This window comes from Bartonella sp. SD1336NMGDW (assembly GCF_042193565.1).
GTDB classification, from domain to species: Bacteria; Pseudomonadota; Alphaproteobacteria; order Rhizobiales; family Rhizobiaceae; genus Bartonella; species Bartonella grahamii.
Genome location: NZ_JBHILW010000001.1, coordinates 246,966 through 263,764, shown reverse-complemented (window position 1 = coordinate 263,764; position 16,799 = coordinate 246,966). Strand labels below are relative to the sequence as shown.

Annotated in this window: 16 protein-coding genes; 9 read left to right on the top strand and 7 right to left on the bottom strand. The window is 36.4% G+C overall.

Annotated elements, in window-relative coordinates:
• Nucleotides 1-24 precede the first annotated feature (24 nt).
• From mnmE to ACFIKH_RS01140, 5 genes are all read left to right on the top strand, one after another.
• Nucleotides 25-1,332, top strand: a complete 1,308-nt coding sequence (mnmE, locus tag ACFIKH_RS01160) for a tRNA uridine-5-carboxymethylaminomethyl(34) synthesis GTPase MnmE (protein WP_375670791.1) — start codon at nt 25-27, stop codon at nt 1,330-1,332.
• Nucleotides 1,333-1,438: 106 nt separating this feature from the next.
• Nucleotides 1,439-3,307, top strand: a complete 1,869-nt coding sequence (gene mnmG / locus ACFIKH_RS01155) for a tRNA uridine-5-carboxymethylaminomethyl(34) synthesis enzyme MnmG (protein WP_375670789.1) — start codon at nt 1,439-1,441, stop codon at nt 3,305-3,307.
• Nucleotides 3,307-3,954: a 16S rRNA (guanine(527)-N(7))-methyltransferase RsmG gene (gene rsmG, locus ACFIKH_RS01150; protein WP_375625523.1), complete on the top strand. Its 648-nt coding sequence runs from the start codon at nt 3,307-3,309 to the stop codon at nt 3,952-3,954. Before mnmG ends, rsmG begins: the two co-directional genes overlap by 1 nt.
• Before the next feature lie 6 nt (nt 3,955-3,960).
• The gene (locus ACFIKH_RS01145) at nt 3,961-4,758 is read left to right on the top strand and encodes a ParA family protein (RefSeq protein ID WP_375670787.1); all 798 of its coding nucleotides are present in this window, start codon (nt 3,961-3,963) and stop codon (nt 4,756-4,758) included.
• Nucleotides 4,759-4,790: 32 nt separating this feature from the next.
• Nucleotides 4,791-5,696 (top strand): ParB/RepB/Spo0J family partition protein, encoded by a 906-nt coding sequence (locus ACFIKH_RS01140; RefSeq protein ID WP_375648197.1) that lies wholly within the window; start codon nt 4,791-4,793, stop codon nt 5,694-5,696.
• A gap of 533 nt (nt 5,697-6,229) precedes the next feature.
• On the opposite strand, the gene ACFIKH_RS01135 is transcribed toward ACFIKH_RS01140, so the two are convergent.
• From ACFIKH_RS01135 to dapF, 7 genes are all read right to left on the bottom strand, one after another.
• A complete protein-coding gene (locus tag ACFIKH_RS01135; protein ID WP_375670785.1) occupies nt 6,230-6,742 on the bottom strand; it encodes a hypothetical protein in 513 nt (170 codons plus the stop codon).
• Nucleotides 6,743-6,816: 74 nt separating this feature from the next.
• Nucleotides 6,817-7,215 carry a hypothetical protein gene (locus ACFIKH_RS01130; protein WP_375670783.1) on the bottom strand — a complete coding sequence of 133 codons (399 nt, stop codon included), beginning with the start codon at nt 7,213-7,215 and terminating at the stop codon, nt 6,817-6,819.
• Between the two features lie 65 nt (nt 7,216-7,280).
• Nucleotides 7,281-8,042, bottom strand: a complete 762-nt coding sequence (gloB, locus tag ACFIKH_RS01125; protein WP_375670781.1) for a hydroxyacylglutathione hydrolase — start codon at nt 8,040-8,042, stop codon at nt 7,281-7,283.
• A 62-nt stretch (nt 8,043-8,104) separates the two neighbouring features.
• Nucleotides 8,105-8,791: a septation protein A gene (locus ACFIKH_RS01120; protein WP_375626106.1), complete on the bottom strand. Its 687-nt coding sequence runs from the start codon at nt 8,789-8,791 to the stop codon at nt 8,105-8,107.
• Nucleotides 8,788-10,041, bottom strand: coding sequence for a signal recognition particle-docking protein FtsY (gene ftsY / locus ACFIKH_RS01115; RefSeq protein ID WP_375626104.1), 1,254 nt, complete (start codon nt 10,039-10,041; stop codon nt 8,788-8,790). Before ftsY ends, ACFIKH_RS01120 begins: the two co-directional genes overlap by 4 nt.
• A 14-nt stretch (nt 10,042-10,055) precedes the next feature.
• Nucleotides 10,056-11,339 carry a tRNA (N(6)-L-threonylcarbamoyladenosine(37)-C(2))-methylthiotransferase MtaB gene (gene mtaB, locus ACFIKH_RS01110; RefSeq protein ID WP_375626102.1) on the bottom strand — a complete coding sequence of 428 codons (1,284 nt, stop codon included), beginning with the start codon at nt 11,337-11,339 and terminating at the stop codon, nt 10,056-10,058.
• Nucleotides 11,339-12,190 carry a diaminopimelate epimerase gene (gene dapF, locus ACFIKH_RS01105; RefSeq protein ID WP_375625532.1) on the bottom strand — a complete coding sequence of 284 codons (852 nt, stop codon included), beginning with the start codon at nt 12,188-12,190 and terminating at the stop codon, nt 11,339-11,341. Before dapF ends, mtaB begins: the two co-directional genes overlap by 1 nt.
• A gap of 224 nt (nt 12,191-12,414) precedes the next feature.
• On the opposite strand from dapF, the gene ACFIKH_RS01100 reads away from it, so the two are divergent.
• The 4 genes from ACFIKH_RS01100 (at nt 12,415) to sucC (ending at nt 16,796) form a co-directional block, all read left to right on the top strand.
• A complete protein-coding gene (locus ACFIKH_RS01100; protein ID WP_375670136.1) occupies nt 12,415-12,960 on the top strand; it encodes an AprI/Inh family metalloprotease inhibitor in 546 nt (181 codons plus the stop codon).
• A gap of 98 nt (nt 12,961-13,058) precedes the next feature.
• The gene (zapE, locus tag ACFIKH_RS01095) at nt 13,059-14,258 is read left to right on the top strand and encodes a cell division protein ZapE (protein WP_375651666.1); all 1,200 of its coding nucleotides are present in this window, start codon (nt 13,059-13,061) and stop codon (nt 14,256-14,258) included.
• Nucleotides 14,259-14,546: 288 nt separating this feature from the next.
• Entirely contained in the window at nt 14,547-15,509 is a 963-nt protein-coding gene (gene mdh / locus ACFIKH_RS01090; protein ID WP_375626099.1) for a malate dehydrogenase, read from the top strand.
• A 90-nt stretch (nt 15,510-15,599) separates the two neighbouring features.
• The gene (gene sucC, locus ACFIKH_RS01085) at nt 15,600-16,796 is read left to right on the top strand and encodes an ADP-forming succinate--CoA ligase subunit beta (protein WP_375626098.1); all 1,197 of its coding nucleotides are present in this window, start codon (nt 15,600-15,602) and stop codon (nt 16,794-16,796) included.
• Nucleotides 16,797-16,799: the final 3 nt, after the last annotated feature.

Genomic DNA, 16,799 nt, shown 5'->3' with positions numbered 1-16,799 from the left:
AAAGTTTTTATTAGGATAAAACCTGTGGATACAATCTTTGCTGTTTCGAGTGGATTGTTACCTTCAGGGGTTGCAGTCATTAGGCTTTCTGGTCCTCATGTTGTGGATATAGTTAAAACGCTTTGTGGTCGTTTACCTAAAGCACGTTTTATGCATTATGGAAATCTTACTGCTCGTGATGGGAGCTTTTTAGATTCTGGTTTAACTGTTTTTTTTCCTGCTCCTCATAGTTTTACGGGGGAAGATTGTGCAGAATTCCATTTACATGGAGGAAAAGCCGTTGTTAGTCGTTTTCTCGATGAATTGTCGACATTTTCTGGATGCCGTATTGCAGAAGCAGGTGAATTTTCACGTCGTGCTTTTATGGAAGGAAAATTAGATCTTGTTCAAGCAGAAGGTCTTGCTGATTTAATAGAAGCAGAAACGGAAAGCCAACGGCGTTTAGCTGTTATGGGTACAAGTGGACATTTAACGACGCTTTATCGTGATTGGCGTCATAAGCTTATGAAGGCGCGTGCTTTTATTGAGGCAGAACTTGATTTTGTTGATGAAGCAGATATTCCCAACGCAATATCTGATAAAGTTTGGAAAGATGTTGAGGATCTTTGTACTTCTATTCGTGAATATATTATTGAAGGAGAGCGTGCGAGTATTTTACGTGATGGATTAAAAATTGTTATTGCTGGTGCTCCAAATTCTGGAAAATCAAGCATTATGAATCGTCTTTCAGGAAAATCTGTTGCTATTGTAACGGAAGAAGCAGGAACAACCCGTGATGCTTTAGAAATGAGAATTATTCTTGGTGGTTTACCTATTTTTTTAACGGATACTGCTGGTTTTAGAAAAACAGAAAATAAAATAGAAAAAATGGGAATAGAAGTTGCTAAACAGCATGTTAGGGAAGCTGATTTAGTTATTTTGGTTTATGATATAGGAAATCCTGAACAAGTTGATTTACCAGAAACATCGGCTGAAATATGGTGTGTTGGCAATAAGCTTGATCTTTATGAAAAAAATGATCAGCATTGGTCTATACAATTTTCCGCATTAACTGGTTTAAATTTTGATTATTTTATCAAAGAACTTGAATCATTTTGTCATCATCGTGCTTCTGAAATTGGAAATATTGTTCCGGCGCGTAAAAGACAACTTCAATTATTAAAGGAGGCTGTTAAAGAGATTGAATATTCTCTTAATTATCATTCTCTTGATCTCAGTTTACGTGCAGAACATCTCCGTTGTGCAAGTGATTTTATTGGAAAAATTACAGGAGATATTGATGTTGAAGATTTGCTTGATATTATTTTTTCAGAGTTTTGTGTTGGTAAATAATGATTCACGTGAAACATTGATTATTTCATAGACAGATTATAAAGATTATGTAATTTATATACTGTTTCACGTGAAACCTTAGAATATTTTCTACGGAATGAATTAAATGCAATCATATGATGTTGTTATTGTTGGTGGTGGTCATGCTGGCTGTGAAGCGGCTTCAGCTTCAGCGCGTGTAGGAGCCAAAACAGCGCTTGTTACACATAAAATATCAGCACTGGGAACAATGTCGTGTAATCCTGCTATTGGTGGACTTGGAAAAGGGCATCTAGTTCGTGAAATAGATGCTTTAGATGGTCTCATGGGAAGAGCAGCAGATGCTGCTGGAATTCAGTTTAGACTACTTAATAGACGTAAAGGACCGGCAGTAAGAGGACCACGGACGCAAGCGGATCGACAACTTTATAAAAAAGCAATTCAAAAATTATTAAAAGAACAAGAAAATCTTACTCTTATTGAGGATGAAGTTATTGATCTGATCGTTAAAGATAATTGTGTATCAGGTGTTATTTTAAAAAAACAAGAAAAAATTTTATCTGGTGCTGTTGTTTTAACAACAGGGACATTTTTAAATGGCTTTATTCATATTGGTGATAAAACATGGGCTGCTGGACGTATGGGAGATCAGTCAAGTGTGCAACTTGCTAAACGTTTAAAAAATTATCATATAAAATTTGGTCGATTAAAAACAGGAACCCCTGCCCGTTTGAGTAAAAAAACAATTTCTTGGGATCATCTTCCAAAACAACAAGCAGATGAAAATCCCATTCCCTTTTCTCTTTTAACAGAGAAAATTGAACAACCACAAATTGAATGTGCAATAACACGTACAAATGAGAGAACACATCAAATTATTCGCGAGAATATTTATCGTTCTGCTTTATATTCTGGAAATATTGAAGGGTTAGGACCACGTTATTGTCCTTCTGTTGAAGATAAAATTGTGAAATTTGGAGAACGTGATGGACATCAGATCTTTCTAGAACCAGAAGGATTAAATGATGATACTGTTTATCCAAATGGTCTTTCTACTTCTCTTCCTGAAGATGTACAAATTTCTCTATTGAAAACCATTGAAGGGTTGGAAAATGCTGTAGTTTTGCAACCTGGTTATGCTATTGAATATGATTTTGTTAATCCACAACAATTAACGAGAAGCTTAGAATTACGTTCTTTACCGGGTTTGTTTTTAGCAGGCCAAATTAATGGTACAACAGGATATGAGGAAGCAGCAGCACAAGGACTTTTAGCTGGGTTAAATGCGGCACGTAAAGTAGGTAAATTAGATGAAATACTTATAAGTCGTTCTACCGCTTATATTGGTGTTATGGTTGATGATTTGGTTTCACGTGGTGTTTGTGAACCTTATAGGATGTTTACATCACGTGCTGAATTTCGTTTATCTTTACGATCTGATAATGCTGATACGCGTTTAACACCTTTGGCACAAAAATGGGGTATTGTGAGTGAAATACGTTGGGAATGTTATCAGAAAAAACAAGAACGCCTTGATCAAGCACGATCAATATGTCAAAATCTTTTTTTAACACCCAATGAAGCTTCTGCTCATGGATTACACGTTAATCATGATGGAATTCGGCGTTCCGCTTATGATTTTCTTGCGTATCCTCATATGACTTTAGAGCGTCTTTCAGATTTTTGGCCACAATTACAAACGGTTGATTCTAAAACAGCAGAATCTTTAGAAATTGAGGCACAATATGCGGTTTATTTAGATAAACAAGCACAAGATATTGCTTCTCTTCAGAGAGATGAGCGTTTAGAAATTCCTTCTTCTCTTGATATTCAGGCAATTTCAGGTCTTTCAAATGAACTTAAATCAAAAATTCAAGAAGTGTCGCCGCGTTCAATTGCTGATGCACAAAAAATTGATGGCATGACACCCGCCGCGTTATCGCTTATTATTACATATATTCAACGTCAACGACGTGAAAAGGCTAAAACAGCTTAATGGATTTTTCTACAGAAAAAAAATATCAACAATTATTAAATATTGTTCCTTCTGTTTCACGTGAAACGATGGAAAATTTAATTCAGTTTGAGTCTTTAATACTTCAATGGAATGCACATATTAATTTGATATCTGCTACAACGATACCAGATCTATGGACACGGCATATTCTAGATTCAGCACAAATTTTTCCTTTGTATGCTCATTCTTTACATTGGTGTGATTTAGGATCAGGAGGAGGTTTTCCTGCAATTGTGATTGCTATCTTTTTGAAAGAAAAAAAAGTAGGACATATTAATCTTGTTGAAAGTAATGGGAAAAAAGTTGCTTTTTTGCGAACAGTTATTTCTCAACTTAATCTTCCAGCAACGGTTTATCACGCTAGAATTGAAGATGTATATCAAAAAATTCCCGTATCTGATATTATAACGGCACGGGGATTAGCGCCGCTCAATAGTCTTCTACAACTTATTTTTCCTTTATTAACAGAAAAAACAATCGCTCTTTTGCAAAAAGGTCGGGATTACGCTACAGAAATAAAAAATGCCTCTGCCAATTGGCACTTTGATCTGTTAAAACATAAAAGTAAAGTTGATGAAAATTCTGTTATTTTGGAAATTTCTCATATTCGATCATATAGAGGGTAGAGCAAAATGAGCGAAACACGAATTATCGCTATTGCAAACCAAAAGGGTGGAGTCGGAAAAACAACCACAGCAATTAATCTTGCAACAGCTTTAGCGGCTATAGGTGAAAATGTCCTTATTATGGATGTTGATCCACAAGGTAATGCTAGTACAGGTTTAGGGATTGATCGTAATAACCGTCCTTTGTCTTCTTATGATGTTTTAGTTTCGGGAGTTTCAATTACACAGGCGGCTTTAAAAACAGCAGTACCCAATCTTTATATAGTTCCCTCTACACTTGATCTTTTAGGTGTGGAAATGGAAATTTCTTCATCACGAGATCGCATACAACGCTTACGTAAAGCACTCTATGATGATCCGGAAATGGAAAAAAAATTCAATTATATTTTAATTGATTGTCCCCCCTCCCTTAATCTTTTAACACTTAATGCTATGGGGGCTGCGGATTCTGTTTTAGTGCCTATGCAGTGTGAATTTTTAGCACTTGAAGGTTTAAGTCAATTACTTGAAACAGTAAAACAAGTGCGATCCGTACTTAATCCATCTTTAGAAATCCAAGGTATTGTTCTAACAATGTATGATGGACGTAATAATCTTTCAAATCAAGTTGTTGAAGATGTACGTTCTTTTATGGGAGATAAGGTTTATCGCACTGTTATTCCACGAAATGTAAGAGTATCAGAAGCGCCCTCTTTTGGAAAACCTGTATTGCTTTATGATCTCAAATGTGCTGGGAGTCAAGCTTATTTGCGTCTAGCATCAGAAATGATTCAACGTGAAAAACAAGCACGTGCTGCTGCTTAAAAAAATAAACTAAAAATTTAAAGAGCAAAATTATGAATGATGATCAATCAAAAAAAAGACTGGGTCGTGGATTAGCGGCATTAATTGGGGATATCAGTTTAAACAGCGATCTTACACGTTCATCAAATACTGACAAATTTACAGAGTCCAATACAGTTTCTTCTGTTTCTGAACGATTTGTTCCACTTGAATCTATTTCGTGCAATCCACATAATCCGCGACGCCATTTTACCGATTCAGAACTTGATAATTTAGCACAATCAATTCGCCAGCACGGTGTTGTTCAACCTGTTATTGTAAGACCATCACGTGATCATCCTCATCGGTTTGAATTAATTGCTGGCGAACGGCGCTGGCGTGCTGCACAGCGAGCCAATTTAAATAAATTACCGGTTATTGTTCGCGATGTAGATGATAAAACGGCTTTGGAATTGGCAATTATTGAAAATGTTCAACGTGCTGATCTTAATCCTATCGAAGAAGCAATGGGATATGAAATTTTGCTGAATGAACATGGATATACGCAGGCAGATTTAGCGCAAGTTATTGGAAAAAGTCGCAGTCATGTTGCTAATACGCTTCGTTTGTTAAAACTTCCACCAAAAGTACAACAATTCTTAACCGATGGGCAACTCTCCGCTGGTCATGCACGCTGTCTTATCACTGTTGAGAATCCACAGGATTTAGCTGAAAAAATTATTCGCGAAGGGCTTTCTGTGCGCCAAACAGAAATACTTGCGTATGAACAGGCAAATCCAAAAGTCAAAAAACGAACTGCTGTTGAGAAAGATACAGAAACAAAATCTTTAGAAAAATTACTTGCAGACGTGATCGGAATGAAAGTGACTATTCGGCATGGCAAAAAAGGTGGTGATTTAAAAATACGCTACTCTTCACTAGAACAATTAGATGATATTTGCCGGCGTTTGCAAAACTAATTAATTATCTAAAATAGCACGAATTCTATCTACATATTTTTGACTGAAATTAAAATTATCTGAAGGTATAGTATTTTTGAAGAGAATTTTTTATCTTCAAAGGCTATTATTACAGCTAAAGTTGTTTAAAGGGCCATGAGACCAATAACATAATCTTTAGGTGAAAAATTATATTTTCTTAAAAGATCTGTTAGTTTTGATCTAGCAGAAATAGAAACAATTAACCCTTCAATGCTGTTATCATTTCCGGTATTGGATGCCTCTGGCTCTGGGGGTAAATCCTCAATTTATTTGTTTTAGTTATTCTATTTTTGAGAGAAAATATTCTGTTAAAGGATAATTTACAATGATATTTGGGTTGCTGCTAGGGAGAAAACAAATTGATAGTCTGTTTGCTTTTTCTTTGCCATTGTTAATTGAACATATGTTAAAAAAGGGAAAGAAAAAGCAAACACAATGCCAATTAAAACATTGTTTGAATTTTTTTCTTTTTCGTCTGCGAAGTCTATAGTCTGTTCAAAATAGCACGAATTCTATTTACAACGACTTTTTAAAATAGCAAGTATTCTATACGTATATTTTTTACCAAACTCTAAATTGTTTGAAACTACAGTATTTTTTTCATCAAAAGAAATCCCCTCTTTTTTAAGAAGTTCAAGAGGAGCTAAAAGCATTGTTAATGTTGCTTGAAGGGCGATGGTTCCTATAGCAAAATCTTTAGGTGTTATATTATTTTTTCTTAAAATATTCATTAATTTTGGTTGATTAGAAATAGAAGCTACGAATCCTTCAATACTGTTGTCGTGTTCAATTTCAATATCAGGTTCTTTTTCGGTATCGGATACTTTTGATTCTGATGGTGAATTTTCACACTCTTCTTTATTAATTTGTTCCATTTTTAAAAGCAAATCTTCTGTTAAGGTATAATTTGCAATAATATACGGGAACTCAAATCGATAGTCTGTTTTCTTTTCCTCTGCCATTGTTAGTTGAGTATGTATCACGAAAAGAAAAAGGAGGAACAAACGTAATACGAACTTAAGCATGTTTAAAAGTTATCCTTTCTTCTTCGAATTTCAGCAAAGACTTCTCCGTTTGTTAAGTCAATTAATTTTTAAAGTTAACAGCCACAAATTTTTTCTACAACAGTATATACTCTATACATATGCTTTTTACCAAATTCCAAATTGCTTAAAAATACGGTGTTTTTTTCATCAAATTCAGCCGAGGTAAGTATCAATAACGTTCCCGTAAGCGCATTGCAACCAAGAAAAAAATCTCTAGGCGTGATGTTATTGTTTTTTAAAATATTCATTAATTTTGGCTGATCAGAAATGTAAGTGGTAAATTCTTTAATAGTATTGTTACATGGGATATTAGATGCTTTTAACTCTGGCAGTAAATTTTCATATTCTTTTCCAATTTGTTCCATTTTCAAGAGAAAATCTTCTGTTAAGGTATAATTTGCAATAATATACGGGAACTCAAATCGATAGTCTGTTTTCTTTTCCTCTGCCATTGTTAGTTGAGTATGTATCACGAAAAGAAAAAGGAGGAACAAACGTAATACGAACTTAAGCATGTTTAAAAGTTATCCTTTCTTCTTCGAATTTCAGTAAAGACTTCTTCATCTGTTTCTTCTTCCATTGCGAGGTTTCTTCGCAACACACTATCATCCCATCGGAGAAAGGGATTGGTGGCTTTTTCTTGCCCTAAGGTTACTGGTAAAGTCATAGCGTTTTTTGCACGTAGCAAAGAAACTTCTTCCACTCTTTGACGAAGTTTTTGATTATGTGGATCAAGTGTTAATGCGAAAAGAGCATTAGTTTTGGTATATTCATGACCACAATAAAGAAGTGTCTCATCGGGAAGTTGACGAAGCTTTTTTAAAGAGTTCAGCATTTGAGCAGGTGTTCCTTCGAAAAGGCGTCCACAACCAAGTGAGAAAAGTGTATCTCCAGCAAAGAGCAAACCTTTTTCAGGAAAATAATAAGATAATGCGCCCAAAGTGTGACCAGGTGTTGAAAGAGCTAAAAGTGGGTGAGAACCAAAGAGAAGTTTTTCATCAGGTTGAAGTGTTTGATCAAGATGATGAATCTTTTCTTTTTCTGCTTCTGGTCCGATAATCATAGCGTTGTATACTTGTTTTAATTCTTCCAATGCTTCTACATGGTCGTGATGATGATGAGTTACAAAAATAGTCTGAAGTGTCCAGTTACGGCGTTTTAAGGTGTTATGAATAGCTTCACTTTCAGGTGCATCAATTGCAGCTGTGTAGCCACTTTTTTCATCATGAATGAGTACACCAAAGTTATCTTTTCGACAAATAAACTGTTCAATCAACATGTTTTTCTCCTGAACAGTGTTTGGTAATGAATCTATAAAATAATATATAGTGGTGGATTTTTTTAAGAATCAGATTTGTCCTCTTCTGTGAAAAGTCCTTTTGAATGTTTCAGAATGATAGGCATTTGGGTAAGCATAAAGAGGATTGTTAGGGGCATAACGCCAAATACTTTAAAACTTGTCCAAAAATTATCGCTAAAATTGCGCCAAATGATTTCATTCAAAAGGGCAAGAAAAACGAAAAAGAATGCCCAACGATAGGTAAGTTTTTGCCAGCCTAAATCATCAAGTTTTAATGTAGAATCAAGAGCATAACGTAAAAGTGGTTTTTTAAAAAACATACCACTAAAGAGGATGAGCGCAAATAAGCTATTAATAATTGTTGGTTTCATTTTGATGAAAGTATCATTATGAAGCCAAAGAGTTAAAAATCCAAAGAATAGAACAAAGATTCCTGAAATAAGGGGCATAATAGGAATTTGTCGTGCAAGGATCCATGATAAGCTTAGAGAAATAATAATAGCTATCATAAAAATAGCTGTTGCAGGGAAAATAGGTTTACTAAAATTTTGAAAAAATCCAATGTTTTTTATCAACCATTCGCCCTTATAATTAGCCAGAAAAAAGGCGACTAACGGCCCCATTTCCAAGAAAAATTTTATGGTTGGTGAGAGAGGGGGTTTCTTATTGTTATTCATATTTTTTTCAGAATTATTCTGTGAATTAGAGTTAGATAAAGGCTGTTTCATGTATGTTTTCCTGCGATAGTTTCGGCAAAGTCAGAAGCAGAAAAAGGTTGAAGGTCTTCAATATTTTCTCCTATACCGATAAAATAAACGGGTAATTTATATTTTGCTGCTATAGCGACAAGAATTCCTCCTCGTGCGGTCCCATCCAGCTTTGTCATGACTAAACCATTAACACCAGCAATTTCACGGAAAATTTCCACTTGGTTGAGTGCATTTTGTCCGGTAGTTGCATCAAGCGTTTGAAGGATTGTATGGGGTGCTTGGGGTGTGTGTTTCTTTAAAACACGAATAATTTTTGCTAACTCATCCATCAATTCAGATTTATTTTGTAAACGCCCTGCTGTATCAATAATTAATACATCACTGTTTGCTTTTTTTGCTTTTTCATAAGCATCAAAGGCTAAGCTGGCGGCATCTGCACCCAATTTTGTCGAAATAACAGGAGAATCAGTACGTTTACCCCAAATATGCAATTGCTCAATAGCTGCGGCTCGGAAAGTATCACCAGCTGCAAGCATAACTTTTAATCCCCCTGCTGTTAATTTTGCTGCAAGTTTTCCGATTGTTGTCGTTTTTCCAGTTCCATTTACACCTACCAGCAAAATAACATGAGGTTTATAGCTGAGATCAAGCTCTAATGGAATTGCAACAGGTTCCAGAACTTTTTTGACCTCATCAGCTACAATAGTATGAATATCGTCTGGGGAAAGATCTTTTCCGTAACGACTGGAAGCTAAAGTATTTGTGATGCGTGTCGCCGTTTCTACTCCAAGATCAGCTTGGATAAGGATATCTTCGAGCTCTTGCAATGTATCTTCATCAAGTTTTCTTTTAACAAAGAGGTCGCCAATTGATCCGCTTAGGCGTTGTGAAGAAAGGGATAGACTTTTTTTAAGGCGCTCAAACCACGCTATCCTTTTTTGTTCAACAGAAAGTTCAGATAAAATTTCTTCATTCTTTTTTTCACGGACGTTGTCTGTGACAATAATTTTACCAGAAAGAGGAATTTTATCAGAATGAGATTCTAGAAATGGAGATTTTTCATCATATTTTGTAAGTGTTGACTCTCGATTTTTTGTTTGTTCTTCTTTTTCTGTGTCTATAGAGATTTGGTTATTTTTTGTCCTTTCATTTTTGTCTTTATTTTTTTCCATTACATCGCTTTTATCAGGAATAGAAATCTGTTGTTCCATTTCCTGCTCTTGAGATTTGTTAAAAGAGAATATTTTTTTTATAAAAGATTTCGTCATAAGAATTTTCCTGCTCAAGCAGCGTTTAATTTTGGAAGGATAGCAATCAATTTATCGCCATCATGATCAACGATAAGGGCTTGAACAATTGTTCCTGCTTTTGCACCTTTAACTTGTACAAGAGTATAATCTTCCGTTCGTCCGATTTCATCTTTTTCAACGAGAATTGTTTGTAGACTGTTTTGTAAATGAGCAAGATGCTTTTGGTAAGCCTCCTCACCTGCTTTACGTAATTTTTCAGCACGCATCTTAACTATTTTACGGTTGATTTGTGGCATACGTGCGGCAGGTGTTCCTTCTCTTGGACTAAAGGGGAAGACATGGAGATGGGTTAAATTACAATCTTTGATTAAAATAAGACTGTTTTGAAACATCTCTTCTGTTTCTGTAGGAAAACCAGCAATTAAGTCGGCACCATAAACCATTGTAGGACGTTTGGCACGCAATTCTTGGCAAAATTGAATAGCATGTTCGCGTAAGTGTCGCCGTTTCATCCGTTTTAAAATCATATTATCACCTGCTTGCAAAGATAAATGCAAATGGGGCATGATCCTTGTTTCATAAGCTAAAAGATTGATGAGTTCTTCGTCTGCTTCAATTGAGTCAATAGATGAGAGGCGTAATCGCGCTAAGTCAGGGACATGATGCAAAATTGCTGAAGTTAATTTTCCTAGAGTAGCTTTTCCAGGAAGATCGTGACCATAACTTGTAAGATCAACACCTGTAAGGACCACTTCTTGGATACCCTCACCTACCAGCTTTTTAATTTGTTCTATGACAGCACCCATGGGAACTGAGCGAGATGGTCCTCGTCCATAAGGAATAATGCAAAATGTACAGCGATGATCACATCCATTTTGTACCTGTACAAAAGCGCGGGTGCGCTCTTGCATTGCACTGACCATATGTGGAGCAATTTTTTGTACTTCCATAATGTCATTGATACGCACTTTTTCCGAATGGTTAATACCAAAATCAGGAAGTTGACGATAAGAATGGGCGTGAAGTTTATCTTCGTTTCCTAAAACGAGATCCACTTCTGTCATTGAGGCAAAATTTTGCCCTTCTGTTTGGGCTGCACACCCTGTTACAATGATACGTGCATGAGGATTTTCACGTCGTGCTTTGCGGATAGCTTGTTTTGCTTGTCGTACGGCTTCGGCAGTGACAGCACAGGTATTAAAGATAATAGCACCATCTTTAAGCTGATCTAGCCCTGAAGAAGTACTTTCTTTGCGAATGATTTCCGATTCGTAGCTATTAAGTCGACAACCAAAAGTTACAATTTCTATTGCCATCAGGAGTGATCCTTTTTGTAGCACCCTGTTAGAGGGCTTAAAAAACCACTAAATTGATATTTTATTGGTCCTATCATAATAACGTGATCGTCTTCTCGGTAAAAAATATTAAGTGTTCCTTTTGGTAAGTTTACATCAATATGGCGTTGTGTGAGACCACGACGATAAGCAGCCACTGCACTTGCACAGGCAGCACTCCCACATGCTTGTGTTAATCCTGCTCCTCGCTCCCATGTCCGTAAATTTAGACTTTTCTTTGACGTTATGCAAGCAATGGAAATATTGCACTGTTCGGGAAATAGGGGATCATGTTCAAGTTTCGGCCCATATTTTTCTAATGGAATATGTTGAATATCATTTTCAACAAAAAAGATAGCATGGAGATTGCCAATGGATATGAGACAAGCATCTTTTAGGGGACCAGCCGTAATTTCTACGTGATTGGTATCAACTATTTCACGTGAAACAGGCATCTCTTTTGCATTGAAATTTGGGCATCCCATATCAACAGAAATGAGATTATCGGTTTGATATTTCCCTTCAATAATTCCAGCGGGAGTTTCTAAACGAAATTTTTCACCAAAATTGTGATTTTTAAGCCATGCAACAACACAGCGGGTACCATTGCCACAAGCTTTAGCCATTGATCCGTCGGCATTCCATATTTCTATGCGGAAGTCGGCTTTTTTCTGGGTTGGTGTGTGGATAGCCATGATTTGATCAAAATGCATTTCGGGATCTGCCGACAAAGCGAGGATTGCTTGCGATGTAAGAGTATGAGTGCTTTCACGCATATCAACAACAATAATTTGATTTCCAAGACCGTCCATTTTGCTAAATGGCGTTTTCATGAAACTTCTCTATTTCTAATGATTACTTATAAAGAGATATATGACTGAAAATCTTATAAATTTCTAGTGTTTAGTAAATATAAAATTGGGTACATAAATTATTTCGTTTAAAATAAATGATTTTAACCTATTTTTTTAATTTGTTAATTTATCTTTGTAACTATAACAAATATTCACTTAATTTCTTTGTGAACTTATTTATTGTCGTGGGAGAGAGTACAGATATGTCGTTTTCAAAAATTTCGTTTTTCGTTGCACTATCAACTGTAATGCTTTTAGGGGGATGTTCAACAACACGGTTTGACAGTAATGACGGTAGTAACGCATTAGAAGTTTTTTATCCATCTCAACAAATGACAACATTGGAAGTGTCTGATCTGTCATCTACTTCTTCGTCGATATCTGAGGCAGCAAACGCTTCGATGTATGAGAAGGGAGATTCTCAGAGTGATGGACGAATGGCTAGTCTCGAATTGCCAAGTAATGCTACTGATTTATTTCCTGCAAGTGTTGCTGGTGTATGGAATCTTTCTATGGGGGGTAAAGTTTGCCGGATCGCAACGCCGCAAACAAAGTTTGGACAAGGGTACCGTGCTGGTCCTTTACACTGTCCAGGAATTGCTTCTCAAGTGAGATCGTGGGCTGTTAAAGGAAAAAGATTATATTTTTATAATAACTCTGGACGTGTTATCCTTGCTCTCTACTCTTCAAATGTTGATCATTTTGAGGGACGTACACTTGATGATCATCCCGTTGTTTTAAGTCGTTAAATCATTTTTGATCGTTTATGAAAAACTAAGCTAGACGGACAGATTCGTGAAAAGTATTTATATTTTTCATTGAGAACGGTTTGAAAAAGGTTGTTTGGATGATTCTCGTTTCAACACGTTATAAAGAGCTTGTCTCTAAAGGAGAGGTTTGTTTTGACCCCGCTCAATTAGCTGTAACAGAATATTTTGATCATTTATTAAAAAAAATTGCGGAACAAAACATCTCTCGTCCTTGGACTTGGAAATTTTGCTCTTTCTTTAATAGAATATTTAAAAGAAAAAAACAAAATATTTCTTGTGTTGTAAAACAAGGGGATGAAAAGGGTTCTTTTCAGGGATTATATGTTTTTGGTGAAGTAGGACGGGGCAAAACTATGCTGATGGATTTGTTCTTTTCTTGTTTGCCTAAAGGTCATAAAAAGCGTGCTCATTTTAATGATTTTATGACTGATGTGCATGAGCGTATTAATTTTTATCGTCAAGCATCTGGGGGTAAAAAATTTAAACAAGATAATCCTATTTTAGCTGTTGCTGAAGATCTTGCACGAGAAGCAAAGGTACTTTGTTTTGATGAGTTTAGTGTAACAGATATTGCTGATGCTATGGTGTTGGGGCGGCTTATTTCTGCTTTGTTTGATAAAGGAATTTTCTTTGTTGCGACTTCAAATGTGGCGCCGGATAACCTTTATTGTAACGGTTTAAATCGTGAACTCTTTTTGCCTTTTATTCAAGTTTTGAAAGCATATGTTCGTGTTGTTAATCTTGATGCAAAAACAGATTATCGTCTTGAAAAATCAAATCTACAGCCTGTGTATGTAGCACCTTTAGGAAAAAAAGCAGATGAATGCATGGATCAAGCATGGGCACTTGTATTGCAAGGACATAAGGAGATATCTGATGAGCTTTCTATAAAAGGGCGCCTTATTCCTATTCCGCGCGTTGGTGCAGGATGTGCACGCTTTGATTATGGAGATTTATGTGCAAAGCCTTTGGCAGCGGCTGAGTATTTGGTATTAGGGGAGCGTTATCATACGATTTTTATTGATAATGTACCGGTCATGGATGATACATGTCGCAATGAAACAAAACGGTTTATTTTGCTTATTGATATTCTTTATGAGCGCCACATACGGTTATTTATGTCGGCAGCGGCAGAGGTGGGGGATTTGTATAAAGGGAATGCACAGATTACGGAAACATTTGAATTTCAAAGAACACAGTCACGTCTTTTTGAAATGCAAAGCCACGATTATTTAAAACTTTGGGAAGAACATTTTCTTTTGAAGAAGAAGCATTGATTATACTTTTACCTTTACGTAAACTGTAAAAACAATAACTCTTTGAAATTAAAGAAACGTAATAATTCTGTTGTATTTTTTTTAAATTCACTTTATCGATACATCGTGATAATTTTCTAATAGTTATTTCAGCGGAGGTTTGTTGTTTCTGTAAGGAGAAAAATTTGTAAATTTCATTTCTTTACTCCTTTTTATGATATTGTTTGAATATGGTTGAAGTCAAAAATATTCAGTATAGGGACGCTGATGGGTGTGCGCTGAATTATCTAAAAGTTAGGAAAAAATAAAATGGCACGAAAAAAAATAGCTCTCATTGGTTCAGGTATGATTGGTGGTACTTTAGCACATATTATTGGGCTTAAAGAACTTGGTGATGTTGTTTTATTTGATATTGCGGAAGGTGTGCCACAAGGTAAGGCTCTAGATATCGCCGAATCTTCTCCCGTCGACGGTTTTGATATCAGTTTAAAAGGTGCTAATGCTTATGAAGCAATTGAAGGATCTGATGTTGTTATTGTAACAGCAGGCGTTGCGCGAAAACCTGGTATGAGCCGGGATGATCTTTTGGGCATTAATTTAAAGGTGATGGAACAAGTTGGAGCTGGAATTAAAAAATACGCGTCTTCAGCATTTGTTATTTGTATTACCAATCCCCTTGATGCGATGGTGTGGGCATTGCAGAAATTTTCAGGTCTCCCTACACATAAAGTGGTTGGTATGGCTGGTGTTCTTGATTCAGCACGTTTTCGTCATTTCTTATCTGAGGAATTTAAGGTCTCTGTTAAAGATGTGACAGCGTTTGTTTTAGGAGGGCACGGTGATTCAATGGTTCCTCTCGTGCGTTATTCAACGGTTGGTGGTATTTCTTTGCCTGATCTTGTAAAGATGGGCTGGACGACACAGGAAAGAATTGATCAAATTATCCAGCGTACCCGTGATGGTGGTGCAGAAATTGTTGGTTTGTTAAAAACAGGTTCTGCTTATTATGCACCAGCAGCTTCTGCTGTTTCTATGGCTGAGGCCTATTTAAAGGACACTAAGCGTGTTGTGCCTGTTGCAGCTTATCTTTCAGGAGAATATGGGGTTAATGATACCTACGTTGGTGTTCCTGTTGTAATTGGTGCAGGTGGTGTTGAGCGAGTCATTGAAATTGATCTTGATAAAGAAGAAAGAGATGCTTTTGATCATTCAGTAAATGCAGTTAAAAAGCTTTGTGAAGCTTGTATTGCTCTTGTGCCTAGTCTCAAGTAAATTGAACAAGATTTAATTCATTAAAACTAAGTATTTAGAATATTAAAACTTTAGGATTAATAATGATCCATAAAAGAAAAGGACAAATGCATGAATATCCATGAGTATCAGGCCAAACGTCTGCTTCATGAATATGGAGCACCAATTGCAAATGGTGTCGCTGTTTATTCTATAGAGCAAGCTGAAAAATGGGCGGAAAAATTGCCCGGACCTCTCTATGTGGTTAAAAGTCAGATACACGCTGGTGGTCGTGGTAAGGGTAAGTTTAAAGAACTTGGTCCTGATGCAAAGGGTGGTGTTCGGCTTGCAAAATCTGTTGAAGAAGTTGTTGCAAATGTTCAAGAAATGCTTGGTAAAACTTTGGTAACCAAACAAACGGGTCCAGAGGGTAAGCAGGTCAATCGTCTTTACATTGAGGATGGTGCCGATATTGAAAGGGAGCTTTATCTTTCACTTTTGGTTGATCGTGGCGTTGGTCGAATTGCTTTTGTTGTTTCAACAGAAGGTGGAATGGATATTGAAACGGTTGCTGAAGAGACACCAGAAAAAATATTCACGCTTCCCATTGATGCTGTAGAGGGTGTTACTTCGGTTGATTGTGCAAGACTTTGTGATGCATTGAAACTACAAAGTAGTGCGCGAGAAGATGGTGAAAAGCTTTTTCCGATTCTCTATAAGGCATTTTGTGAAAAAGATATGAGCCTTTTAGAAATCAATCCGCTTATTGTGATGAAAGATGGTCGTTTACGTGTTCTTGATGCAAAAGTTTCTTTTGATAATAATGCTCTATTTCGTCATCCAGATATTTTAGAATTACGCGATCTTTCAGAAGAGGATCCAAAAGAAATTGAAGCATCAAAGCATGATCTTGCTTATGTTGCTCTTGAGGGTACAATTGGCTGCATGGTTAATGGTGCGGGTCTTGCTATGGCAACAATGGATATTATCAAACTCTATGGAGCTGAGCCTGCAAATTTTCTTGACGTTGGTGGTGGAGCGTCAAAAGAAAAGGTGACAGCTGCTTTTAAAATTATTACGGCCGATCCAAATGTTAAGGGCATTTTGGTTAACATTTTTGGTGGTATTATGCGTTGTGATGTCATTGCTGAAGGTGTGGTTGCTGCTGTTCGTGAGGTTGGTTTAAAGGTTCCCTTAGTTGTTCGTCTTGAAGGCACTAATGTTGAGCAGGGTAAAGCAATTATCAATGAAAGTGGTTTGAATGTTATTCCTGCTGATGATTTAGATGATGCTGCTCAAAAAATTGTTGCAGCCGTGAAGGGAGCTTAAGCT

Excerpts from the sequence above, each read along its gene's own strand:
- ACFIKH_RS01135 (WP_375670785.1), bottom strand. The coding sequence starts at position 6,742 with ATGCTTAAGTTCGTATTACGTTTGTTCCTCCTTTTTCTTTTCGTGATA.
- mnmG (WP_375670789.1), top strand. The coding sequence starts at position 1,439 with ATGCAATCATATGATGTTGTTATTGTTGGTGGTGGTCATGCTGGCTGT.
- gloB (WP_375670781.1), bottom strand. The coding sequence starts at position 8,042 with ATGTTGATTGAACAGTTTATTTGTCGAAAAGATAACTTTGGTGTACTC.
- dapF (WP_375625532.1), bottom strand. The coding sequence starts at position 12,190 with ATGAAAACGCCATTTAGCAAAATGGACGGTCTTGGAAATCAAATTATT.
- mdh (WP_375626099.1), top strand. The coding sequence starts at position 14,547 with ATGGCACGAAAAAAAATAGCTCTCATTGGTTCAGGTATGATTGGTGGT.
- ACFIKH_RS01130 (WP_375670783.1), bottom strand. The coding sequence starts at position 7,215 with ATGGCAGAGGAAAAGAAAACAGACTATCGATTTGAGTTCCCGTATATT.
- rsmG (WP_375625523.1), top strand. The coding sequence starts at position 3,307 with ATGGATTTTTCTACAGAAAAAAAATATCAACAATTATTAAATATTGTT.
- ACFIKH_RS01120 (WP_375626106.1), bottom strand. The coding sequence starts at position 8,791 with ATGAAACAGCCTTTATCTAACTCTAATTCACAGAATAATTCTGAAAAA.
- ACFIKH_RS01145 (WP_375670787.1), top strand. The coding sequence starts at position 3,961 with ATGAGCGAAACACGAATTATCGCTATTGCAAACCAAAAGGGTGGAGTC.
- zapE (WP_375651666.1), top strand. The coding sequence starts at position 13,059 with ATGATTCTCGTTTCAACACGTTATAAAGAGCTTGTCTCTAAAGGAGAG.
- sucC (WP_375626098.1), top strand. The coding sequence starts at position 15,600 with ATGAATATCCATGAGTATCAGGCCAAACGTCTGCTTCATGAATATGGA.
- mtaB (WP_375626102.1), bottom strand. The coding sequence starts at position 11,339 with ATGGCAATAGAAATTGTAACTTTTGGTTGTCGACTTAATAGCTACGAA.
- ACFIKH_RS01140 (WP_375648197.1), top strand. The coding sequence starts at position 4,791 with ATGAATGATGATCAATCAAAAAAAAGACTGGGTCGTGGATTAGCGGCA.
- ftsY (WP_375626104.1), bottom strand. The coding sequence starts at position 10,041 with ATGACGAAATCTTTTATAAAAAAAATATTCTCTTTTAACAAATCTCAA.
- ACFIKH_RS01100 (WP_375670136.1), top strand. The coding sequence starts at position 12,415 with ATGTCGTTTTCAAAAATTTCGTTTTTCGTTGCACTATCAACTGTAATG.